The sequence below is a fragment of the Massilia suwonensis genome (assembly GCF_042655665.1).
Classification (GTDB): domain Bacteria; phylum Pseudomonadota; class Gammaproteobacteria; order Burkholderiales; family Burkholderiaceae_D; genus Telluria; species Telluria suwonensis.
This window is the reverse complement of record NZ_JBHSMR010000014.1, coordinates 488,403-510,628: the sequence shown is the minus strand read 5'-3', so window position 1 is coordinate 510,628 and position 22,226 is coordinate 488,403. Positions and strand designations below refer to the sequence as shown.

Below are 22,226 nucleotides of genomic sequence, written 5' to 3'. Positions count from 1 at the left end.
CCGCGCGAGCTCTGTGGTTTGACGGGTACTGCTTGCGCTTAGTTTAGAGTGTTATGCAGGCCTTGTAAATCGTAGACCCGAATCTCATTCAAATGGCGCATGCCCTGGATCGCGGCTTCAGCGCCCGCGATCGTCGTGTAGGTGACCACGCGCGCCAGCAGCGCCGAGGTGCGGATGGTGCGCGAGTCGGTGATCGCGCTGCGCTTTTCCTCGACCGTGTTGATCACCATCTCGATCTCGTGGTTCTTGATCATGTCGACCACGTGCGGACGGCCCTCGATCACCTTGTTCACCGCCAGCACCGGCAGGCCGGCCGCGGCGATGACTGCCGCCGTGCCCTTGGTGGCCGCCAGCGTGAAGCCCAGCGAGACCAGGTCGCGCGCCACCTGCACCGCGCGCGGCTTGTCCGATGCCTTCACCGACAGGAAGACGCGCCCCGATTCCGGCAGCTTGATGCCAGCGCCCAGCTGCGACTTGATGAAGGCTTCGCCGAAGGTTTCGCCCACGCCCATCACTTCGCCGGTCGACTTCATTTCCGGTCCGAGGATGGTATCGACGCCCGGGAACTTCACGAACGGGAACACGGCTTCCTTGACGCTGTAGAACGGCGGCGTCACCTCTTTGGTGATGCCCTGCTCCGCCAGCTTCTGGCCGACCATGCAGCGCGCCGCGACTTTCGCCAGCTGGATGCCGGTGGCTTTCGAGACAAACGGCACGGTACGCGATGCGCGCGGGTTCACTTCCAGCACGAACACGGTGTCGACCGTCTTGCCGTCCACTTCCGACTGCTGGATCGCGAACTGCACGTTCATCAGGCCGACCACGTTCAGGCCCTTGGCCATCAGCGCGGTCTGGCGCTTCAGTTCATCGATGGTCTCTTGCGACAGCGAGTAAGGCGGCAGCGAGCAGGCCGAATCGCCCGAGTGCACGCCGGCCTGTTCGATGTGTTCCATCACGCCGCCGATGAAGGTGGTTTCGCCGTCCGAGATGCAGTCGACGTCGACTTCGATCGCGTCGTTCAGGAAGCGGTCCAGCAGCACCGGCGAATCGTTCGACACCTTCACCGCTTCGCGCATGTAGCGCTCGAGGTCGCGCTGTTCATGCACGATCTCCATCGCGCGGCCGCCCAGCACGTAGGACGGACGCACCACCAGCGGGTAGCCGATCTCGGAAGCCAGCGCCAGCGCCTCGGTTTCGGTGCGCGCGGTACGGTTCGGCGGCTGGCGCAGGTTCAGGTCCTGCAGCAGCTTCTGGAAGCGCTCGCGGTCTTCGGCGGCGTCGATCATGTCCGGCGAGGTGCCGACGATCGGCACGCCGTTCGCCTCCAGGTCCAGCGCGAGTTTTAGCGGCGTCTGGCCGCCGTACTGCACGATCACGCCGACCGGCTTTTCCAGGTCGACGATTTCGAGCACGTCTTCCAGCGTCAGCGATTCGAAGTACAGGCGGTCCGAAGTGTCGTAGTCGGTCGACACGGTCTCCGGATTACAGTTGACCATGATGGTCTCGTAGCCGTCTTCGCGCATCGCGAGGGCCGCGTGCACGCAGCAGTAGTCGAACTCGATGCCCTGGCCGATGCGGTTCGGACCGCCGCCCAGCACCATGATCTTCTTCTTGTCGGTCGGCGCCGCTTCGCATTCCTCGTCGTAGGTCGAGTACATGTAGGCGGTATTGGTCGCGAATTCCGCGGCGCAGGTGTCGACGCGCTTGTAGACCGGACGGATACCCAGCGCGTGACGGCGCTCGCGCACCGCGGCCTGCGTGGTGTGCATCAGGAAGGCCATGCGCGCGTCCGAGAAGCCCTTTTGCTTGAGCTTGTACAGGGTCGGTTTGTCGAGCGATTCCAGCTTCTGATGGTCCAGCCACAGCTCGATGTCGACGATTTCCTTGATCTGGATGAGGAACCACGGGTCGATCTTGGTCAGCGCGTGCACTTCTTCCAGCGTGAAGCCCTGGGCGAAAGCGTCGCCCACGTACCAGATGCGTTCCGGACCCGGCTCGCCGAGTTCCTCTTCGATGACTTCGCGGTCGCGCGTCTTTTCGTTGAGGCCGTCCACGCCCACTTCCAGGCCGCGCAGGGCCTTCTGGAAGGATTCCTGGAAGGTGCGGCCCATGGCCATCACTTCGCCGACCGACTTCATCTGGGTGGTCAGGTGCTTGTCCGCCGCCGGGAATTTTTCGAAGGCGAAGCGCGGGATCTTGGTGACGACGTAGTCGATCGAGGGCTCGAAGGAAGCCGGAGTGGCGCCGCCGGTGATCTCGTTGCGCAGCTCGTCCAGCGTAAAGCCCACCGCCAGCTTGGCCGCCACCTTCGCGATCGGGAAGCCGGTGGCTTTCGAGGCCAGCGCCGAGGAACGCGACACGCGCGGGTTCATCTCGATGACGATCATGCGGCCATCAATCGGGTTGATCGCGAACTGCACGTTCGAGCCGCCGGTATCGACGCCGATTTCGCGCAGCACCGCGATCGACGCATTGCGCATGATCTGGTATTCCTTGTCCGTCAGCGTCTGTGCCGGCGCGACCGTGATCGAGTCGCCGGTGTGCACGCCCATCGGATCGAGGTTTTCGATCGAGCAGATGATGATGCAGTTGTCGGCCTTGTCGCGCACGACTTCCATCTCGTACTCTTTCCAGCCCAGCAGCGACTCTTCGATCAGCAGTTCCGAGGTCGGCGAGGCTTCCAGGCCGCGCTTGCAGATGGTCTCGAACTCTTCTTCGTTGTAGGCGATGCCGCCGCCGGTGCCGCCCATCGTGAAGGATGGACGGATGATGGTCGGGAAGCCCAGCTCGCGCTGCACGGCGCGTGCTTCGTCCATCGAGTGCGCCACGCCCGAGCGTGCCGAACCGAGGCCGATCCTGGTCATCGCGTCCTTGAACTTCGAGCGGTCCTCGGCCTTGTCGATCGCTTCCGGCGAGGCGCCGATCAGTTCGACCTTGTATTTGTCGAGGATGCCGTGGCGGTGCAGGTCGAGCGCGCAGTTCAGCGCGGTCTGGCCGCCCATGGTCGGCAGGATCGCGTCCGGACGCTCCTTGTCGATGATGCGCTCGACGACCTTCCAGGTGATCGGCTCGATATAGGTGACGTCGGCCATTTCCGGGTCGGTCATGATCGTCGCCGGGTTGCTGTTGACCAGGATGACCTTGTAGCCCTCGTCGCGCAGGGCTTTGCAGGCTTGCGCGCCCGAGTAATCGAATTCGGCCGCCTGGCCGATGATGATCGGGCCGGCGCCGATGATCAGGATGCTTTTGATATCACTACGTTTTGGCATTAGTTCTTCTCCTGGGCTTGCATCAGGCCGATGAAGCGGTCAAACAGATAGGCGACGTCGGTCGGGCCAGGGGATGCTTCCGGGTGGCCCTGGAAGCAGAAGGCCGGCTTGTCGGTACGGGCGAAGCCCTGCAGCGAACCGTCGAACAGCGAGACGTGGGTCACGCGGCAGTTCTTCGGCAGCGTTTCCGGGTCGACCGCGAAACCGTGGTTCTGCGACGTGATCAGGACCTTCTTCGAATCGAGGTCCTGCACCGGGTGGTTCGCGCCGTGGTGGCCGAACTTCATCTTCATCGTCTTCGCACCCGAGGCCAGCGCCATGATCTGGTGGCCGAGGCAGATGCCGAAGGTCGGGATGCCCTTCTCGATCAGTTCCGCGGTCGCCTTGATCGCGTAGTCGCATGGTTCCGGGTCACCGGGTCCGTTGGCCAGGAAGATGCCGTCCGGGTTCAGCGCGAGTGCATCCTGCGCGGTCGACTCGGCCGGCAGCACGGTGACTTTGCAGCCGCGTTCGGCCAGCATGCGCAGGATGTTGCGCTTGACGCCGTAGTCGAAGGCGACCACGTGGTATTGGGGATTGTCCTGCTTGCCGAAGCCCGAACCCAGCTTCCACTCGGTCTCGGTGAAGACATACGGCTCTTTCACCGACACGACCTTGGCCAGGTCCATGCCCGACAGGCCCGGGAAGGAGCGCGCCAGTTCCAGCGCCTGTGCTTCCGACGGCTGGTTGCCCTGGGTGCCGGTCAGGATCGCGCCGCTCTGGGCGCCCTTCTCGCGCAGCAGGCGGGTGAGTTTACGGGTATCGATGCCGGCAATCGCGACGACGTTCTCGGCCTTCAGGTAGTCCGACAGCGATTGGGTGGAACGGAAGTTCGATGCCAGCAGCGGCAGGTCGCGGATGATCAGGCCGGCGGCGTGGACCTTGGTCGCTTCGACGTCGGCGCCGTTGACGCCGTAGTTGCCGATGTGCGGGTAGGTCAGCGTGACGATCTGACGCGAGTAGCTGGGGTCGGTCAGGATTTCCTGGTAGCCGGTGATCGCGGTATTGAAGACCACTTCACCGGTCGTGTGACCGGCGGCGCCAATGGAAACTCCTCGGAAAATCGTTCCGTCTGCGAGGGCCAGGATGGCCGGGACGGCTGGGCCAGAAAAAAATGGCGGCAAGGGTAACTCCCAATAAAGTTACCGTAGCTGCGCCACGTCAGACCGGCATCCAAAACCTGCGGACGCGTTAAGCGTTCATAGGGTGGAAGACGTTTTTGAATGAGGAATGGAGGGTAGGCGCTACGGCAAGTAAGTGAATGGCTAAACCTCTCAATTATAGCGCGGAATAAGCTTTGCGGCAATGCACCATCGCGGCATTGCGGGGCAAAATGTCCGATTCATCGTATGGATGAGCCGTATTTTCCCTGTCGCAATTACGTTTGCGCGATAAATGATACGCCGCCTGGACGCGTGCATGGCGCACGCATCCAGGCGGCATCCTGTCCCTTGAATCAGGCGCCCAGTGCCGCGATGCCGGCCTTGGCGATCTGCGCGTCCTCGTTCGACTTCACGCCCGACACGCCGACCGCGCCGATGACCTGGCCGTCGACGATGACCGGTACGCCGCCTTCCAGCATGCCCTGGATCGCCGGCGCCGACAGGAAGGAGACGCGGCCGCCGTTGATGACGTCCTCGTACTGCTTCGATTCGCGGCGGCCCAGCGCGGCCGTGTGTGCCTTGGCCGGGGCGATGTGGCTCGAGATCGGCGGCGCGCCGTCCAGGCGCTGCATCCACAACAGATGGCCGCCGTCGTCGACGATGGCGAAACTCACGGCCCAGTTGTTGGCCAGGGCCTCGGCTTCGGCGCCGGCGGCGATCTTTTTCACGTCTTCCAGGGTCAGGACTGCTTTGGTCTTCATGGTTTCTTCCTTTGCTTGTTATGGTTGCTGCTTGGCTTTCAGCTTGGCCTTCAGTTGCGGCATGACGGCCGCGGCGGCCTGCTCGCCGGCGAGGATCGCGAGGTTGCGGCCGGCGAAATCGGCGCTGCCCATCTTGCCCAGGGCCGGCGTGATCACGACGTCCGCTTCCTTCAGTTCGAAGTGGTTCAGGCGCTGGCCCATGATGCTGAAGGTCTGCATCAGCACGTCGAGCGAGCTGACGGTGGCCTGGGTGTCGGCCTGGGTCGAGATGTTGACCGCGATGACGAAGTCGGCGCCCATTTTCTCGCGCGTGAATTTTACGGGCACCGGCGCGACCAGGCCGCCGTCGACATAGGTCTTGTTCCCGATCTTCACCGGCTGGAACACCGAAGGCACGGCGGACGAGGCGCGCACGGCCATGCCGGTATTGCCCTTGTCGAACATGATGGCTTCGCCGGTCTTGAGGTCGGTGACGACGGCGCCGAAGCGTTTCGGCAGCTTTTCCATCGGCCGGTTGCCGACCGCCTTGTTGACGTAGTTCTGCAGCGCCTCGCCTTTCAGGAGGCCGGGGCTGCTCGAGAACAGCGGCATGGCCCAGTCCGAGATCGTGGCCTCGTCCATGTCCATGGCGATCTTCTGCAGCGCGAAGCCGTTGTAGCCCGAGGCGTACAGGGCGCCGACCACCGAGCCGGCGCTGGTGCCGACCACGATGTCGGCATGGATTCCCTGCGCTTCCAGCGCCTTGATCACGCCGATGTGGGCGAAGCCGCGCGCGGCGCCGCCGCCGAGGGCGAGGCCGATCCTGATTTTCTTAGGTGCTGCGGGCGGGGCCTGGACAAAGACCGGAACCGGGGCTGGCGGCGGAGGCGTGCTGCCGCAGGCGGTGAGCAGCAAGGCGCCAAGGGCGATGAGAGAGCTACGTCGAGAGAGCATGTGCGGGATCGAGAAGGACAATTCTCGATTGTACCGCGCAACATGGGGCAGTGGATGAGACGAGACTTAGGGGTATCGTAGGGTGGGCTCTCCGAGCCCACGCGGTGATACGTGACGGCTCCGTTATCGTGCGCGATGATCTCGCCGCCGCGTATCACCGCGTGGAGTCGGGACTCCACCCTACAGTTAACTCTGAAGCGAAGTATTCGGCAGAGAGGCAACGAAGGTGCTCCCCTCCCCCGGCGTCGAACTGATCTTGAGGCGCCCGCCATGCCGCAACAGCACGTGCTTGACGATCGCCAGCCCGAGCCCCGTCCCCTGCGTCTCGCGCGAACGGCTCTTGTCCACTCGATAAAAGCGCTCGGTCAGGCGCGAGATATGCTGCGGATCGATCCCGATCCCGCAATCCTTCACCGCGAACTGCAGGTCGTCGTCTCCCCGCCGCCAGGAAAGCGCGATGCAGCCGCCCTGCGGCGAATAGCGCACCGCATTCGACGCGAGATTGGCAAAGGCGCTGCGCAACTCTTCCATGCTGCCCATGACATCCGGCCCGTCGATCTCCACCGTCACCTCATGCCGTCCGCCCGACAGCGCGCGTGCTTCCGACGCCACCGACTCGATCAGGGCCGCGACGTCGACCCGCTCGCGCCGCAGCGGGAACTCGTCCGACTCCAGGCGCGACAGCGTCAGCATATCCTCGATCAGGCGCTGCATGCGCTGCCCCTGCTCGGTCATCAGCTTCAGGTGCGCTTCGCGCGTGCCCGCGTCCATGCACGGGTCGGACATGGCGATCTCGAGGAAGCCGACGATCACCGTCAGCGGCGTGCGCAGTTCATGCGAGGCGTTGGCGATGAAGTCGCGCCGCATCGCTTCGATGCGCTCGGTGTCGGTGGCGTCGTGGGTCACCAAAATCTGGCGCCGGTTCTCGAAGGGGATGATCCGGCATTCGATCTTGCGGCCGCGCAGCGACAGCGTCAGCGGCTGTTCGTAGCGCCCCAGGATGATGTAGTCGATGAAGTCCGGATGGCGCACCAGGTTGGTCACCCGCAGGCCCTTGTCGCGCTCGATGGTCAGGCCCAGGTGGCGCTCGGCTGCCGGGTTGCACCATTCGAGGAAGAGGACGTCGTCCATGATCGCCACGCCTTCCGGCAGCAGGTGCATGGCCTGGCGAAAGCGCGCCAGCCATTCGGCCAGTTCCTGCTGGTTGCGCTCGTCCTCGCGGCGCAGGCGGTACAGGCGCGCGAAGACGTCGGTCCAGGCGCCCCAGCCGTCGGGCAGGCGGTGCGAGGCCGGCGCGTCGAGCCAGTTGCCGAGGCGGTGCAGGTAGCTCAACTGGACGAACAGGGCGACGACGGCGCCGGCCAGCGCCAGCGACAGGCCGGCGATCGGGCCTGCCATCCACCAGGCCACGCCGCCGGCGACGAACACGGTGGCCAGGCGCAGCAGGGCCGGCACCCAGAACAGCAGTTTGGGATTCATCTGATCTCGGTCTTCTTATTTTTCGGAGAGCATGTAGCCGACGCTGCGCACCGTCCGGATCAGGCCTTCGGCGCCCTTCAAGGCTTTACGCAGGCGCAGCACGTGCACGTCGACCGTGCGCTCCTCGATCACGGCGTGGTCGCCCCACACTTTATCGAGAAGTTGGGCCCGCGAGAACACGCGCTCGCGGTGCGCCAGCAGGAATTTGAGCAGCTTGTATTCGGCATTGCCGATGTCGGCATTCTGGCCGTCGATGGTGACCGTGCAGCTGGCCGGATCGAGCACCACCGCGCCCGCACGCAGCGGCGCCTCGGCCAGGTGCGGGCTTTTCCGGCGCAGCAGCGCGCGCGAACGGGCCAGCAGCTCGCGCGGCGAAAACGGTTTCGTGACGTAGTCGTCCGCGCCCGTATTCAGGCCCGCCAGCTTGTCCTCTTCCATGCTCTTCGCCGTCAGCATGATCACCGGGATGTCCTGGAAGTCGCGGTCGGCACGCAGGCGCGCCAAGAGGCGCAGACCGCTCTGGTCGGGCAGCATCCAGTCGAGCAGCAGCAGGTCGGGCTTGCCGTGGCGGATGCTGTCCCAGGCCGCGCTCGTGGTGCCGACCGAAGAGATGCTCCAGCCGGCTTCGCGCAGCGAATAGCTCACCAGTTCGACGATCGCCGGCTCGTCTTCCACCACCAGTACGCTCGTGTTCTGCATGCCTCAGCCTTCCTGGGTCGCCGGTTTGCTGTGGCGGATATCGCGGCCTTCGACCACGTAGATCACGTACTCGGCGATGTTCTTCGCGTGGTCGCCGATGCGCTCGATGGCTTTCGCCACCCACAGCGTGTCCAGCGCCGACGAGATCGTGCGCGGGTCTTCCATCATGAAGGTGATCAGGTTGCGCAGGATGGTGCGGAATTCGTGATCGATGATTTCGTCGCCGGCGATGATGGCCATGGCCTGCTTGCCGTCGAGGCGCGCGAAGGCGTCGAGGGCGTCGTGCAGCAGGCTTGATGTGTTCTTGCCGATCGCGCGGATCATGTCGTAGTGCGCGAAGCTGGTGGCGCCGCGCTCGTGCAGGCCCTTGGCCGTGCGCGCGATCTTGCTGGCCTCGTCGCCGATGCGCTCCAGGTCCGTGATGACCTTGATCGTCGCCATGATGGTGCGCAGGTCGTTGGCGGCCGGCTGGCGCTTGACGATCAGGTGGCTGCAGGCATCGTCGAGCTGGACTTCGAGCTGGTTGACCGCATGGTCGTCCGCCATCACCTTGTCGGCGGCGGCGATGTCGCCGACGCGGAAGCAGTTCAGGGCCTGCTCGAACTGGGTTTCCACCATGCCGCCCATCAGCAGGACCTTGGAGCGGATCGCTTCCAGTTCCTGGTCATATTGCTTTGAAGAGTGCTCGCCAATCATAACTGCTCCCTAGTGTCTTTTTATATCGGTCAGCCGAAGCGACCGGTGATGTAGTCTTGCGTTTCCTTGCGCGCCGGGTTCATGAACAGCTGGTCGGTCTCGCCGAATTCCACCAGTTCCCCGAGATACATGTACGCAGTGTAATCGGAGCAGCGTGCCGCCTGCTGCATGTTGTGGGTCACGATCGTGATCGTGTAGTCCTGTTTCAGCTCGCTGATCAGTTCCTCGATCTTGGCCGTCGAGATCGGATCGAGCGCCGAAGTCGGCTCATCGAGCAGCAGCACGTCCGGCTTCACCGCCACGCCGCGCGCGATGCACAGGCGCTGCTGCTGGCCGCCCGACAGCGACAGGCCGCTCTTGTTCAGCTTATCCTTGGCCTCTTCCCACAGCGCCGCCTTCTTCAGCGCCCACTCGACGCGCTCGTCCATCTCGCCTTTCGACAGGTTTTCGTAGAGGCGCACGCCGAAGGCGATATTGTCGTAGATCGACATCGGGAACGGGGTCGGTTTCTGGAACACCATGCCGATTTTCGCGCGCAGCATGTTCACGTCTACGCCGGGCTCGAGGATGTTGCGGCCGCGGTACTGGATCGAGCCTTCGGCGCGCTGGCCCGGGTACAGGTCGTACATGCGGTTCAGGGTGCGCAGCAGGGTCGACTTGCCGCAGCCCGAGGGGCCGATAAAGGCCGTCACCTGCTTTTCGTGGATGTCGAGCGAGACGTTCTTCAGGCTTTGCGTTTTGCCGTAGAAGAAATTCAGGCCGGAGATCTCGATGGTTTTCGTTTTCGTCGTCGCTGCCGGGGTTGCCATAGGGGTAGCCAATGCGTGGATCATGGTTATGAGTATGAATTAGCGCGGAGTCTTCTGGGTGAAGACGGTACGCGACAGGATGTTCAGGAACAGCACGGTAAAGGTCACCAGCAGCGCGCCGCCCCAGGCCAGCGAGCGCCAGTCGTCGTAGGGGCTCATCGCGAACTTGTAGATCACCGACGGCAGGTTGGCCAGCGGCGCGTTCATGTCGGTGCTGAAGAACTGGTTGTCGAGCGCGGTGAACAGCAGCGGCGCGGTCTCGCCCGAGATGCGGGCCAGGGCCAGCAGGATGCCGGTGATGATGCCGGCCTTGACGGCGCGCAGGCGCACCAGCATCGCCACCTTCCAGCGCGGCGCGCCGAGGGCGAAGGCGGCTTCGAGCAGGCTGTTCGGCACCAGGCGCAGCATGTTGTCGGTGGTGCGCACCACCACCGGCACCGCGATCAGGGTCAGCGCGATCGTGCCGGCATAGCCCGAGAAGTGCTGGACCTTGGCCACGTACAGGGCGTACACGAACAGACCGATCACGATCGACGGGGCCGACAGCATGATGTCGGTGACGAAGCGGGTGACCTGGCCGAAGCGGTTGCGGTCGCCGTATTCGGCCAGGTAGATGCCGGCCAGGATGCCGACCGGCGTGCTGACCAGGGTCGACAGGCCGACCATCATCAGGCTGCCGACGATGGCATTGCGCAGGCCGCCGCCCTCGCCGCCCGGTGCCGGCGTGTCGCCGGTGAACAGCGAGCCGGACAAGGCTCCCAGGCCGTTGGCCAGCAGGGTCCACAGGATCCAGGCCAGGAAGGCCAGGCCGATGCCCATCGCGACCACCGACAGGAAGATGCCGATGCGGTGGCCGAGCAGGCGCTTGCGGTAGACAGAATTGGTCGACATTATTTCGTACCTTCCTTGCGCGACATATTCGCCAGCATCAGTTTCGCAGCCGACAGCACCACGAAGGTAATACCGAACAGGATCAGTGCCAGCGCGAACAGCGAGGACACGTGCAGGGGCGAAGCCGCCTCCGCGAATTCGTTGGCCAGGGTCGAGGAAATCGAGTTGCCCGGCATGAAGAGCGAAGCCGACAATTCGTGGGCGTTACCGATGACGAAGGTGACCGCCATCGTCTCGCCCAGCGCGCGGCCCAGGCCCAGCATCACGCCGCCAACCACGCCGTTGCGGGTGTAAGGCAGCACCACCTTGCGCACCACTTCCCATTTAGTGCAGCCCAGGCCGTAGGCCGATTCCTTGAGCACGGCCGGCACGGTCTCGAAGACGTCGCGCATCACCGAGGAGATGAAGGGGATGATCATCACGGCCAGGATCAGGCCGGCGGTCAGGATGCCGATGCCCATGGTCGGGCCCTGGAACAGCTGGCCGATCACCGGCAGCTGGCCGATGGTTTCCTTCAGGAAGGGCTGGACGTGGTCGGCGAACAGGGGCGCGAACACGAACAGGCCCCACATGCCGTAGATGATTGAGGGCACGCCGGCCAGCAGCTCGACCGCGGTGCCCATCGGGCGGCGCAGCGGGATCGGGCAGATCTCTGTCAGGAACAGGGCGATGCCGAAGCTGATCGGGAAAGCGACCAGCAGCGCGATCAGCGAAGTGGCGAGCGTGCCCCAGATCGCGATCAGGGCGCCGAACTTGTCTTCGACCGGGTCCCACTCGACGGTGTTGATGAAGCCGGCGCCGAATTCCTTGAAGGCGGGCGCCGCGCCGATCGCCAGCGAGACGATGATGCCGACCAGGGCCAGCAGCACGCTGGCGGCGAACAGCAAGGTGAGTTTATGGAAGAGGAAGTCCTGGATGCGCTGGTTGCGCATGGTCTTGCGCAGGGCGGCGTGCTGGAGGTCGACCGCGGCCTTGCCGGCCGGCTCGTCGATGGCGACGGATGGTTGTGCGCTCATGTCGTGTTCTTATGGAGTGTGCTGCGAAGGACGCCGCGGTGGTACGCGGCGTCCGTTCCGATTCATGCGCTTACCAGACCGCCTTGCCGGCCGCGTCCTTGACGTTGGCGCGCCAGGCGTCCTGCACCAGCTTGGTGACGGCGTCGGGCATCGGCACGTAGTCCAGCTCGGCGGCCGCGGCGTCGCCGTTTTTATACGCCCAGTCGAAGAACTTCAGCACTTCCTTGCCCTTGGCGGCGTCAGCCTGCGCCTTGTGCAGCAGGATGTAGGAAGCGCCCGTGATCGGCCAGCTGGCCTTGCCCGGCTGGTCGGTCAGCACTACGGAAAAGCCCGCCGCCTTGGCCCAGTCGGCGCTGGCGGCGGCGGCCTTGAAGGCGTCGTCGTCCGGCTGCAGCCAGGCGCCGTCGCGGTTCTGGAGCTGGGTGTGCGCCATCTTGTTCTTCTTGGCATAGGCCCACTCGACGTAGCCGATGCCGCCCTTGATACGCTGCACGTTGGCGGCCACGCCCTCGTTGCCCTTGCCGCCCACGCCGGTCGGCCACTTGACAGCGGTGCCGGCGCCGACTTTCAATTTCCAGTCCGGGCTGGCCTTGGACAGGTAGTCGGTGAACAGGAAGGACGTGCCCGAGCTGTCGGCGCGGCGCACGACCGTGATGTCGTCGGCGGGCAGCTTGACGCCCGGGTTCAGCGCGGCGATCGGCTGGGCATTCCACTTGGTGATCTTGCCGAGGAAGATGTCGGCCAGCACGGCGCCGGTCAACTTGACCTGGCCCGGGGCCACGCCCGGCAGGTTCACGATCGGCACCACGCCGCCCATCACGGCCGGAAACTGGAACAGGCCGGCGGCGTTCAGGTCATTGGCAGGCAGCGGCATGTCCGACGCGCCGAAGTCCACGGTTTTCGCCTTGATCTGCTTGATGCCGGCACCCGAACCGACCGACTGGTAGTTCAGGCCGTTGCCGCTGGCGGCCTTGTACATTTCCGCCCACTTGGCGTAGATCGGATACGGGAAGGTGGCGCCGGCGCCGGTGATGTTGACGGCTTGGGCGGAAGTTGCGAAGGTGGTGGCGGCAAGTGCAATCGAAATGAGCCAGGGCTTCATGCGCATGTCAGGTTCCTTTGTGTAGAGGCGCAGGCTGCGCCCCGATGTTGCTGCGCAGTCTAGCGGCCGAATATGACAAGTTGATGACATCGAAAGATTGGCATGTCATCAAACCGGTGACATGCCCTGGAACCCTGTCATATTCGTGTGACAGACCGGTTTCAGGCCGATGACATGAACCTCGTATGTACGGTGGCGCCATAGTGCCGCGATGCACCAATGTCCGGCACACGATTGACTTGTCTATAGAGGAACAACCCCGCGCATGCCGGGCGGACCCAGCCGCAAATATAAGAGCTTGCCACTCTTGTAAATACACCGGCGACTGCTATGCTCAAAGTGTAGTCACTGCACGGAGGGATGCTGAAGAGCGTTTTGCATTATGTTCAACCTGTTTGTGTTTGCCATTTTATCGGGCATGGTCGGCCTCATCGCCTACGAGATTTTCCAGGAGATTGGTGGCAGTTCCGGAGCCCTGCACGACCACTATCACGAATAGTGTCCAACCCGCTTGCGGGTCCAGTAAAACAAAGCGGCGAGGCCCAGAGGGCGCTCGCCGCTTTCGTTGATGGGCGGGGCGATTATTTCAGGAAGCGCGAGATCGCGGTCATCGCGCCCAGTTCCAGGTTCACGAACTGGCAGCCGACCTTGAATTCGCCATTGCTCAGAATGCAATACTGGGTGCGGGCCTTCGAATGGATGGGCACCAGCTTTCCCTCGACCAGCAGATCGAAGCGCAACTGCGCGTTCTGCCCCGCCTGGACCGGCTGCGGCACGGTGATGCTGACGCCGTTCGCGCTGAGGTCGGTGGTACGCCCGAGGACCGGTGCACCGCCTTCGACGGCCAGCATGGCACGGGTTTTGAGGATCTTGCGCTGGGACTGCCTTTGTTCTGTGTGCACGGTACGCCAATAACGATAAGTTCAAGGCGCAATTATATGCAAGATGGGTTACGCCCGCTGAGCTCGCCTAGTCCAATTCGCGCAGCTTCGTGAAGGCCTGGTCGATGCGCTCGACCGCGATGATGTTCATCCCCTCGATCTTCTGCTTGGGCGCATTCCCCTTCGGGATCAGCGCGATCGAGAAGCCCAGCTTGGCCGCTTCCTTCAGACGCTCCTGCCCGCGCGGGGCCGGGCGGATCTCGCCGGCGAGACCCACTTCGCCGAACACGACCAGGCCGCGCGGCAGCGCCTTGTTGCGCATGGAGGAGTTAATGGCTAACAGCACGGCCAGGTCGGCCGCCGGCTCCGCGATCTTCACCCCGCCCACCGCGTTGATGAACACATCCTGGTCGAAGGCGGCGATGCCGGCGTGACGGTGCAGCACCGCCAGCAGCATCGCCAGGCGGTTCTGTTCCAGGCCGACGGAAAGCCTGCGCGCGTTCGGCAGGTGGCTGGCGTCGACCAGCGCTTGGATCTCGACCAAGAGCGGGCGCGTGCCTTCCTGCGTGACCATCACGCAGGAGCCGGGCACCTGGTTGTCGTGCTGGGACAGGAACAAGGCCGACGGGTTCGACACCCCTTTCAAGCCCTTTTCCGTCATCGCGAACACGCCCAGCTCGTTCACGGCGCCGAAACGGTTTTTAATCGCCCGCACCAGGCGGAAGCTGGACTGGGTATCGCCTTCGAAATACAGCACGGTGTCGACGATGTGCTCGAGCACGCGCGGGCCGGCCAGCGCGCCCTCTTTCGTCACGTGGCCGACCAGGATGATGGTGACGCCGGTCTGCTTGGCCACGCGGGTGAGCTGGGCCGCGCATTCGCGCACCTGCGAGACCGAACCCGGCGCCGCGGTGAGCGCGTCCGAATACAGGGTCTGGATCGAGTCGATCACGGCCACTTCGGGTTTGAGATCCGCCAGGGTGCCGAGGATTTTCTCGAGCTGGATCTCGGCCTGCAGCTTGAGGTCTTTCGCTTCCACTTGCAGCCGGCGCGCGCGCAGCGCGATCTGGGCGCCGGACTCCTCGCCGCTGACATATAAAGTGCTGCGCGTAGCGGCGAGATTGCTCAGCGCCTGCAACAGCAGGGTCGACTTGCCGATGCCGGGGTCGCCGCCGATCAGCACCACACCGCCCGCGACCAGGCCGCCGCCCAGCACGCGGTCGAATTCCTCGATGCCGGTGCCGAAGCGCGGCACGTCGACCGCTTCGATGTCGGCGAGCGACAGCACCGGCGCCGTCTGCGCCAGCGCCTTGTGATTGACCGTCTGCGACATGCGGTTGACGCCGGCGGATTCGACGGTGGTTTCGACCATCGTGTTCCAGGCCTTGCAGTCGGCGCACTGGCCGGTCCAGCGGCTCGCGACGCTGCCGCATTCGCTGCAGACGAACTGGGTTTTAGCCTTAGCCATGGGTTCCCAACCTTCCTTCCGTTACGCGTACGCGCGGCGCGAGTGCGCACATCAATTCGTACCCGATCGTACCCGACATGGTGGCGACTTCGTCGATTGGCAAGCCGTCGCCCCACAGGGTGACCTGGCTGCCGACGCGGGCGTTGCGAATCGGCGTCAGGTCGACCGTCATCATGTCCATCGAGACGCGCCCCACCACGCTGGTGCGCACGCCGTCGACGATCACCGGCGTGCCGTGCGGCGCGTGGCGCGGGTAGCCGTCGGCATAGCCGCAGGCCACTACACCGACCTGCATCGGCCCGGTGGCTTCGAAGCGGCTGCCGTAGCCGACCGTGTCGCCGGCCACCAGGTTCTGGATCGCGATGATCTCGGAGGTGAGCGTCATGGTCGGGCGCAGGCCGAATTCCTGGGCCGTGCGCCCGCCCGGCGTGCCGCCGTAGAGCATGATGCCGGGACGGACCCAGTCGTTCTGCAGCTCGGCCTGCAGCACCGCCTGGTGCAGCACGCCGCCGGAATTGGACAAGCTGCGCTCGCCCTCCAGGCCTTGCGCGCCGCCCACGAAACGCTCGACCTGCTCGGCCACCGACAGGCGCGGATGCTCGAGTTCGTCGGCATTGGCGAAGTGGGTCATCAGGGTGATGTTGCGGATGCCCGGAATCGCGCGCAGGCGCTTGTAGGCCGCCTTGTACTCGTCGGGCTTGAAACCGAGGCGGTTCATGCCCGTGTTCATCTTGAGGTGGACGTCGATCGGGCGGTAGAGCTGGGTGTATTCGAGCAGCTTGATCTGCTCGACGCAGTGCACCGTGCTGTTGATGTTGTGCTCGGCCAGCAGCGGCACGTCGGACGCGTCGAAGATCCCTTCCAGCAGCAGGATCGGCTTGATCCAGCCGAGTTCGCGCAGGCGCAGCGCGTTTTCCGTTTCGATCAGGGCCAGGCCGTCGGCCAGCGCGAAGCCCTTCATGCCGCGCTCGAGACCATGGCCATAGGCATTCGCCTTGACCACGGCCCAGACCTTGGCCTCGGGTGCGCAGGCGCGCGCGCGGGCGAGGTTATGCTGCATCGAATCGAGATGGATGGTGGCGCAGAGGGGGCGTGGCATGGCGGAATTCGGTCGAAAAGACGTTTAGGCGAAAGGTTCTATTTTACCGGATGAGGGTAGTTCCCGCCCGTCCGTTTCTTTGGCTTGCCGTTCTTTCATGGTATAAAGCAACCCACACTTGTTTTCAGACTCACTCGAATGAATCGTGGTTTTTATACCATCATGGCGGCGCAGTTTTTCTCGTCGCTGGCAGACAATGCGCTGCTGTTTGTAGCCATTGACGTGCTGGTGTCGATGAACGCTCCGGCGTCGCTCACGCCGCTGCTCAAGCTTTCATTCGTGCTCTTCTACGTGCTGCTCGCCGCGTTCGTCGGCGCCTTCGCCGATTCGCTGCCCAAGGGCCGCGTGATGTTCATCGCGAACCTGATCAAGGTCTTCGGCTGCGGCCTGATGTTCCTGACGGTGCACCCGCTGCTGGCCTATGCCGTCGTCGGCTTCGGCGCGGCCGTGTATTCGCCGGCCAAGTACGGCATCCTCACCGAACTTCTGCCGCCCGAAAAACTCGTCGCCGCCAACGGCTGGATCGAAGGCCTGACCGTGATGTCGATCATCTTCGGCACCGTGATGGGCGGCGCCCTGGTCAGCGTCAAGGGGTCGGAGCTGCTGCTGGGCCTGGGCGTGCCCGGCATCGACACCACCAGCGAAGCGGCGATGGCCGTGGTGGTCGCGATCTACATCCTGGCCGCCCTGTTCAACCTGCGTATTCCCGATACCGGCGCCCGTTACGAGCACCAGGAACGCAATCCGATGAAGCTGATCGCCGACTTCGCGAACTGCTCGGCCACGCTCTGGAAAGACAAGCTGGGCCAGATCTCGCTGGCCGTCACCACCCTGTTCTGGGGCGCGGGCGCCACCTTGCAGCTGATCGTGCTGAAGTGGGCCGAGCGCTCGCTGGGCATGCCGCTCGATAAGGCGACCAGCCTGATCGGCGTGGTCGCGATCGGCGTCGCGGTCGGGGCGGCGCTGGCGGCCAAGATGATCCCGCTGCGCAAATCCCTGACCGTGATCCCGATGGGGATCTTCATGGGCCTGGTCGTGACCGTCATGGTGTTCGTCCACGAAGTCATCATCGCCTACCCGCTGCTGGCCCTGATCGGCTTCCTGTCGGGCTTCTTCGTGGTGCCGATGAATGCGCTGCTGCAGCACCGCGGCCACGTGCTGATGTCGGCCGGCCACTCGATCGCGGTACAGAACTTCAACGAGAACCTGTCGATCCTGACCATGCTGGCGCTGTACGCGATCATGATCACGCTGAACCTCGACCTGAACGTGATCATCGTGCTGTTCGGGTTGTCGATCGCGGGGATTACCTACCTCATCATGCGCCGGCATCATCGGAATCAGGCGCAGCATGATTCGCTGGCGCTGATTGGCGAGCATAAGCATTGAATCGTAGGGTGGGCGCCCCGTGCCCACGGGGACGTTCGCACATCGTTGGCGTCAAACCAGGTGGGCACGGGGGGCCCACCCTACGCAAATAATATTTGCATAATTTGCAATTTTACCAAACAATATTTCGCATATTGTCCTTAGCGCTGCGGGCTTCGGCACGCACGCGCCAGTCGTTCGGGACGATGAATCCGCGTTCCACTTCCTCCACCAGCCCCGGCGTTTCGCGCACCACCGACACCAGCACCGGCGAGGCGTTCGTCTCGAACTGGGCTTCGAGCTCCGCATGCAGCTGGGCGCGGTTCAGCAGCCATGCGGCCTGTGCGGCGCGGAACGGCGCCAGCCATTGCAGCTTGGGCAGGATCAGGAAAGCGTCGGCGCCCAGGCTGTCGAGTTCTTCCAGCGCACACCAGAAGCCGCGGCAGTGGCCGGCCGTGATGCCGCTCATCGCCGGCCAGCTGCCGGCCGGGTAGAACAGCCAGCCCTTCACCAGTGCCCGCGCCGCGGCGACGGGACGCGGCAGCAGCGGCTGCGCGGCCGGGTGGCTGCCCAGTTCCAGCTGGCGGCCGAAGATCTTGCGCATCTTCGCGCCCAGGCTGTCGGCGAGGTTGGGCCCGACCAGGGCGTCGAACTGCTGGCCGCTCTCCCCTTGCAGCAGATAGAACTTGGTGGCGAATTCGATGTGTTCGACGGCATCCGGGCCGGCCTCCAGCAGGAAGTCGAATTCGCCGACGGTGTCGTTGCGATTCGCCCGGATCTGCAGGCCGTGGGCGACCAGGCGGCCCTGCTCCTGGAAGTAGAAGGCCATCAGCTTTTCGGCGTACAGGCCGAGGCGCGTGTAGACGCGCGGACCTAATGCCGCGTCGAGGCGCGATGGATCGTGGTCGAGGTCGCGCAGCCAGCGCTCGACCTCCGGCGTGACGGGGCCGGTGGACGCGATGCGGCCCTGCCAGTGCGGTGCGTTCGCATCGAGCAGGTCGGGCGAATCGAGCAGCCAGGCCAGCGCGCGCACCCGCGCGCGCCGCAGGTGGCCCCAGCGGCGGTGGAAGGCGGCCTGGTAGCTATCGGCTCCGTCCCGCATAGACAGCTCTTGCGCGGCACAGGTCCGCCCAGGCCAGCGCCTTGTCGCCGCCGCGGCGCAGCAACTCGCCCGGATGCAGGGTCGGCACCAGTGGCACGTCCCTGAACACATGGTTCGCGCCGCGGGTGCCGGCCAGCGGCTCCTGCAGCGGCTTGCCGAGCAGGCCGTTGGCCGCGATCTGGCCCAGGGTCAGCACGACTTTGGCGCCGCTCAGCGCCAGCTCGCGCTCGACGAAAGGACGGCAGGCCGCCACTTCCTCGCCGGTCGGTGCGCGGTCGCCGCCATTGGCGGACAGCGGACGGCACTTCACCAGGCTGGTGACGTAGACGTCCTCGTCGCGCTTCAGTTCGACGGCGCACAGCATGTTGTCGAGTAGCTTGCCGGCTTCGCCCGCCAGCGGCGTGCCGGCCGCTTCGTCGGCGGCGCTGGTGGCGCCGGCCGCGACGAACCAGCGCGCCTGCGCAGGTCCCGCGCCGTACACCGGCTTGCGTCCGGCGCAGTCGCCGCAGCGGGTGCAGCGGGCGATGGCGGCGCGCAGCTCGCTCCAGTCCATGGCGGCGATCGCCTCCGGGCTGTCGCCCTGCTCTTCTTCCGCCACGGGCGGCGGCGTGGGTTCCCAGGCGGTGGGCGCGGGGGCCGCGGTCATCGGAATCTCGCCCCAGGCCGGATCGCGCGGTGGCGGCGGCACGAAGGCGGGTGCGGGCTTGGGCGCAGGTTCAGGCGCGGGGGCAGCCGGCGTCTCGGCCTCGGCTTGCGCCGCTTCGGGCTGCGCCTCGTCAGCCGGCACATGGCGCGAACGCCAGAGCGGCGTGATGCCCATCTCGGCCAGGAAAACCTCGTCGCGGTCGCTCAAGTTCATAGTGCGTGCCTCATCACGATCGCGTCCTCGCGCTTGCCTTCATGGGCCGGATAGTAGCCCTTGCGGCGGCCGATCTCTTCGAAACCGTAGCGCTTGTAGACGGCCAGCGCGCGTTCGTTCGACGGCCGCACTTCCAGCAGCACCGATTCCGCGCCCATCTGCTTCGCCCGCACACACAGGGTGTCGAGCAGGTAGCGGCCCAGGCCCGTGCCGTGGCGCTTGCCGGCCACGGCGACGTCGAGCAGGTGCGCTTCGTCGAGCGCGTACATCAGCAGGAAGTAGCCGGCCAGCTCGCCGTCTTCCGCGCGCAGCAGCCAGGCGTCGTAGCCGGCCTGGATCGAATCGCTGAAGTTGGCGCGGCTCCAGGGATGGGGGAAGACGCTGCATTCCATGGCGTGGACGTCGTCGACGTCGTCCATCGTCATCGGCACCAGCGCCAGGCCGGTGCTTACCCTTGCGCTCGTATCCTTCATGGCGCCGTCCCTTCGGCCTTGGCCGCGTTGATCGCCTGGCGCTCGGCGCTGGTGTAGGCGACCTTGTTGCGCAGGTAGAGCGGCTGGGCCTGGGCGGCCGGCACGGCCTGTCCGGCAGCGAAGGCCGCGGCGCCGATGCGCGCCAGGTCGCGCGCATGCGGCACGATGGCGGCATCAAGCTGCTGCGCAAAGTCCTTGCCGATAAAGGCATCGGGATAGGCGGCGAAGCCGTTGCCGCACGCGGCCAGGCCCGCCACCATTTCTGGCGCCACCGTTTCCGGGCTCGAGAGCGCAGGTGCGATCACGGTTTGCCAGGCGCCGTCGAAACGGTACTGCGCCCAATAGACTTCGTTCATGCGCGCATCCAGCACGGCCAGCACCTCGGTCGCGCCGGACGCGGCGCGGCAGGCCTCGGCCATCGCTTCCAGGGTCACCAGCGGCAGCACCGGCAGCTCGGCGCCGAAGGCCAGGCCCTGGGCCACGCCGCAGGCCGTGCGCACGCCGGTGAAGGAGCCGGGACCGGCGCCGAAGGCGATGGCATCGACGTCGCCCAGCCGCACGCCGGCTTCGCGCAGCAGTTCCTGCACCATCGGCAGCACGGATTGCGAGTGGGTGCGCACGCCGCCGGACTCGCGGGACAATACGGTGTCGCCCGACAGCAGCGCGCAAGAGGCAAGTTCGGAAGACGTTTCGATGGCAAGGATGATAGGCATGCGCTATTTTAACCCGCCGCGCCCGGCCCCGGCCATGGTCCGCATGCCCCCCGATTCCGCCAAACGGCCGAATCCGGGTAGAATCCGCCCATGCATTCCCTGACCCTGGACACCACCAACCGCGACCGGCTCGCGGCCTCCCTCGAGGACGGCCGCTGGGTCGTGGCCTGCCTGTGCGCCGCCTGGTGCGGCACCTGCGGCAGCTACCGCGCCGCCTTCGAAGACCTGGCCGCGCGCCATCCGGACAAGGCCTTCGTCTGGATCGACATCGAAGACCAGGCCGACCTCGTCGGCGACCTCGACGTCGAGAACTTCCCCACCCTGCTGCTGCAGCAGGGCGGCACGGTCGCCTTCTTCGGCCCGACGCTGCCCGACGCCGCACTGGCCGAGCGCCTGCTGCAGGCCCAGGCCGAACTGGCGCCGCAAGAACTGGCGCGCCTGGCTACATCCAACCAGGAACGGCGCGACTGGCAGCGCGACTGCAATCTGCTGACCCTGCTCGAACAGGCCGGCTGAATGGGTTCCTGGCGCCTGCCGGTCACTCTGGTGTTTCGCGATCGGTAGGGTGGACTCCCGAGTCCACCCTACCGCCTGCTCAAGCAGCCCGGCCAGGCCTTACTGCGCCGCCTTGTACGAAGGGAAGAACACCTGCTGGCCCTCGACCTTGAAGGCGCCGATCAGCTTCTGTCCTTCATCCGAGGTGATCCACTCCACCAGCTGCATCGCGCCCTTGTAGTTCAGCCCCTTGGCTTTCTCCGGATTGACGGCGATGATGCCGTAGGGGTTGAACATCTTCGCATCGCCCTCGACCGCGATCTGCAGGCCGGTCTTGGCGCGGTAGGCGATGTAGGTGGCGCGGTCGGTGAGCGTATAGGCGCGCAGCTCGGCCGCCATGTTCAGCACTTCGCCCATGCCCAGGCCCGCCGACACGTAGGCGCTGCCGTGGGGCTGGGTGCCCACCTGCTTCCAGTAGCCTTTTTCCATCACGTCGGTGCCGGAATTGTCGCCGCGCGAGATGAACTTGCTGCCGCTGGCGGCGATCTTCTTCATGGCGGCGATCACGTCGCGGCTGCCCTTGACGCCCGCCGGATCGCTTTCCGGACCGACGATGATGAAGTCGTTGTACATCACGTCGCGCCGGTTCACGCCATGGCCTTCGGCGACGAACTTGTCCTCGAGCGTACGCGCATGCACCAGGGTCACGTCGACGTCGCCGTTCTTCGCCAGCTCCAGCGCCTTGCCGGTGCCGACCGCGATGACGTTGACCTTGGCATTGGCCCTGGCTTCGAACTTCGGCAGCAGGTATTGCAGCAGGCCGGAGTTCTCGGTGCTGGTCGTGGTCGACAGGCGGATGACCTGCTGGGCCAGCGCGGGCGCGCTCACGGTCATCAGCAAAGTCGACAGGAAGCCCAGCAGGATGCCGGACAAACCCAGGTGCTTCTTCAGGTTCAGCATGGTGGTTCCTT

21 protein-coding genes are annotated in these 22,226 nt (G+C 65.0%); 2 read left to right on the top strand and 19 right to left on the bottom strand.

From position 1 onward, the window contains the following. Positions 1-38: 38 nt before the first annotated feature. From carB to alr, 14 genes are all read right to left on the bottom strand, one after another. Positions 39-3,269 (bottom strand): carbamoyl-phosphate synthase large subunit, encoded by a 3,231-nt coding sequence (carB, locus tag ACFPQ5_RS22680; RefSeq protein WP_379761077.1) that lies wholly within the window; start codon positions 3,267-3,269, stop codon positions 39-41. Continuing rightward, positions 3,269-4,432, bottom strand: a complete 1,164-nt coding sequence (gene carA, locus ACFPQ5_RS22675) for a glutamine-hydrolyzing carbamoyl-phosphate synthase small subunit (RefSeq protein ID WP_379761075.1) — start codon at positions 4,430-4,432, stop codon at positions 3,269-3,271. The genes carB and carA overlap by 1 nt, the downstream gene beginning before the upstream one ends. Positions 4,433-4,764: 332 nt before the next feature. Beyond that, entirely contained in the window at positions 4,765-5,172 is a 408-nt protein-coding gene (locus ACFPQ5_RS22670) for a GlcG/HbpS family heme-binding protein (RefSeq protein ID WP_379761073.1), read from the bottom strand. An 18-nt stretch (positions 5,173-5,190) separates the two neighbouring features. Continuing rightward, entirely contained in the window at positions 5,191-6,105 is a 915-nt protein-coding gene (locus tag ACFPQ5_RS22665) for a patatin-like phospholipase family protein (RefSeq protein ID WP_379761071.1), read from the bottom strand. A 186-nt stretch (positions 6,106-6,291) separates the two neighbouring features. Continuing rightward, a complete protein-coding gene (gene phoR, locus ACFPQ5_RS22660; RefSeq protein ID WP_379761069.1) occupies positions 6,292-7,584 on the bottom strand; it encodes a phosphate regulon sensor histidine kinase PhoR in 1,293 nt (430 codons plus the stop codon). Between the two features lie 15 nt (positions 7,585-7,599). After that, positions 7,600-8,283 carry a response regulator gene (locus ACFPQ5_RS22655; RefSeq protein WP_379761067.1) on the bottom strand — a complete coding sequence of 228 codons (684 nt, stop codon included), beginning with the start codon at positions 8,281-8,283 and terminating at the stop codon, positions 7,600-7,602. A 3-nt stretch (positions 8,284-8,286) separates the two neighbouring features. Continuing rightward, complete coding sequence (gene phoU, locus ACFPQ5_RS22650) at positions 8,287-8,979, bottom strand: phosphate signaling complex protein PhoU (RefSeq protein ID WP_379761065.1); 693 nt, start codon at positions 8,977-8,979, stop codon at positions 8,287-8,289. Positions 8,980-9,008: 29 nt separating this feature from the next. Continuing rightward, on the bottom strand, positions 9,009-9,788 hold the full coding sequence (gene pstB, locus ACFPQ5_RS22645) for a phosphate ABC transporter ATP-binding protein PstB (RefSeq protein WP_379761063.1): 780 nt from the start codon (positions 9,786-9,788) through the stop codon (positions 9,009-9,011). Positions 9,789-9,827: 39 nt separating this feature from the next. Continuing rightward, complete coding sequence (gene pstA / locus ACFPQ5_RS22640; protein ID WP_379761061.1) at positions 9,828-10,679, bottom strand: phosphate ABC transporter permease PstA; 852 nt, start codon at positions 10,677-10,679, stop codon at positions 9,828-9,830. Next, complete coding sequence (gene pstC, locus ACFPQ5_RS22635) at positions 10,679-11,611, bottom strand: phosphate ABC transporter permease subunit PstC (protein WP_379761400.1); 933 nt, start codon at positions 11,609-11,611, stop codon at positions 10,679-10,681. Before pstC ends, pstA begins: the two co-directional genes overlap by 1 nt. Positions 11,612-11,765: 154 nt before the next feature. Then, on the bottom strand, positions 11,766-12,803 hold the full coding sequence (gene pstS, locus ACFPQ5_RS22630; protein ID WP_379761059.1) for a phosphate ABC transporter substrate-binding protein PstS: 1,038 nt from the start codon (positions 12,801-12,803) through the stop codon (positions 11,766-11,768). 575 nt (positions 12,804-13,378) lie between these two features. Beyond that, entirely contained in the window at positions 13,379-13,699 is a 321-nt protein-coding gene (locus ACFPQ5_RS22625) for a PilZ domain-containing protein (protein ID WP_379761057.1), read from the bottom strand. Positions 13,700-13,766: 67 nt separating this feature from the next. Beyond that, positions 13,767-15,146 carry a DNA repair protein RadA gene (radA, locus tag ACFPQ5_RS22620; RefSeq protein WP_136222584.1) on the bottom strand — a complete coding sequence of 460 codons (1,380 nt, stop codon included), beginning with the start codon at positions 15,144-15,146 and terminating at the stop codon, positions 13,767-13,769. Continuing rightward, entirely contained in the window at positions 15,139-16,245 is a 1,107-nt protein-coding gene (gene alr / locus ACFPQ5_RS22615) for an alanine racemase (RefSeq protein WP_379761055.1), read from the bottom strand. The genes radA and alr overlap by 8 nt, the downstream gene beginning before the upstream one ends. A 138-nt stretch (positions 16,246-16,383) precedes the next feature. Here alr and lplT point away from each other — a divergent pair, with 138 nt between their 5' ends. Next, positions 16,384-17,634 (top strand): lysophospholipid transporter LplT, encoded by a 1,251-nt coding sequence (gene lplT / locus ACFPQ5_RS22610; RefSeq protein WP_379761053.1) that lies wholly within the window; start codon positions 16,384-16,386, stop codon positions 17,632-17,634. A gap of 112 nt (positions 17,635-17,746) precedes the next feature. Here lplT and ACFPQ5_RS22605 read toward each other — a convergent pair whose 3' ends face one another. The 4 genes from ACFPQ5_RS22605 to tsaB are packed head-to-tail and all read right to left on the bottom strand — an operon-like array spanning position 17,747 to position 20,760. After that, on the bottom strand, positions 17,747-18,715 hold the full coding sequence (locus ACFPQ5_RS22605) for a DUF1853 family protein (protein ID WP_379761051.1): 969 nt from the start codon (positions 18,713-18,715) through the stop codon (positions 17,747-17,749). Next, the gene (locus ACFPQ5_RS22600; protein ID WP_379761049.1) at positions 18,696-19,574 is read right to left on the bottom strand and encodes a uracil-DNA glycosylase; all 879 of its coding nucleotides are present in this window, start codon (positions 19,572-19,574) and stop codon (positions 18,696-18,698) included. Before ACFPQ5_RS22600 ends, ACFPQ5_RS22605 begins: the two co-directional genes overlap by 20 nt. Next, positions 19,571-20,047: a ribosomal protein S18-alanine N-acetyltransferase gene (rimI, locus tag ACFPQ5_RS22595; RefSeq protein WP_379761047.1), complete on the bottom strand. Its 477-nt coding sequence runs from the start codon at positions 20,045-20,047 to the stop codon at positions 19,571-19,573. The genes ACFPQ5_RS22600 and rimI overlap by 4 nt, the downstream gene beginning before the upstream one ends. Continuing rightward, complete coding sequence (tsaB, locus tag ACFPQ5_RS22590; protein ID WP_379761045.1) at positions 20,044-20,760, bottom strand: tRNA (adenosine(37)-N6)-threonylcarbamoyltransferase complex dimerization subunit type 1 TsaB; 717 nt, start codon at positions 20,758-20,760, stop codon at positions 20,044-20,046. The genes rimI and tsaB overlap by 4 nt, the downstream gene beginning before the upstream one ends. 90 nt (positions 20,761-20,850) lie before the next feature. Between tsaB and ACFPQ5_RS22585 the strand changes: the two genes are divergently transcribed. Continuing rightward, on the top strand, positions 20,851-21,276 hold the full coding sequence (locus ACFPQ5_RS22585) for a thioredoxin family protein (RefSeq protein WP_379761043.1): 426 nt from the start codon (positions 20,851-20,853) through the stop codon (positions 21,274-21,276). A 99-nt stretch (positions 21,277-21,375) separates the two neighbouring features. Here the strand turns inward: ACFPQ5_RS22585 and ACFPQ5_RS22580 are convergent, their stop codons facing one another. Next, entirely contained in the window at positions 21,376-22,215 is an 840-nt protein-coding gene (locus tag ACFPQ5_RS22580) for an ABC transporter substrate-binding protein (RefSeq protein WP_379761041.1), read from the bottom strand. Positions 22,216-22,226 lie beyond the last annotated feature (11 nt).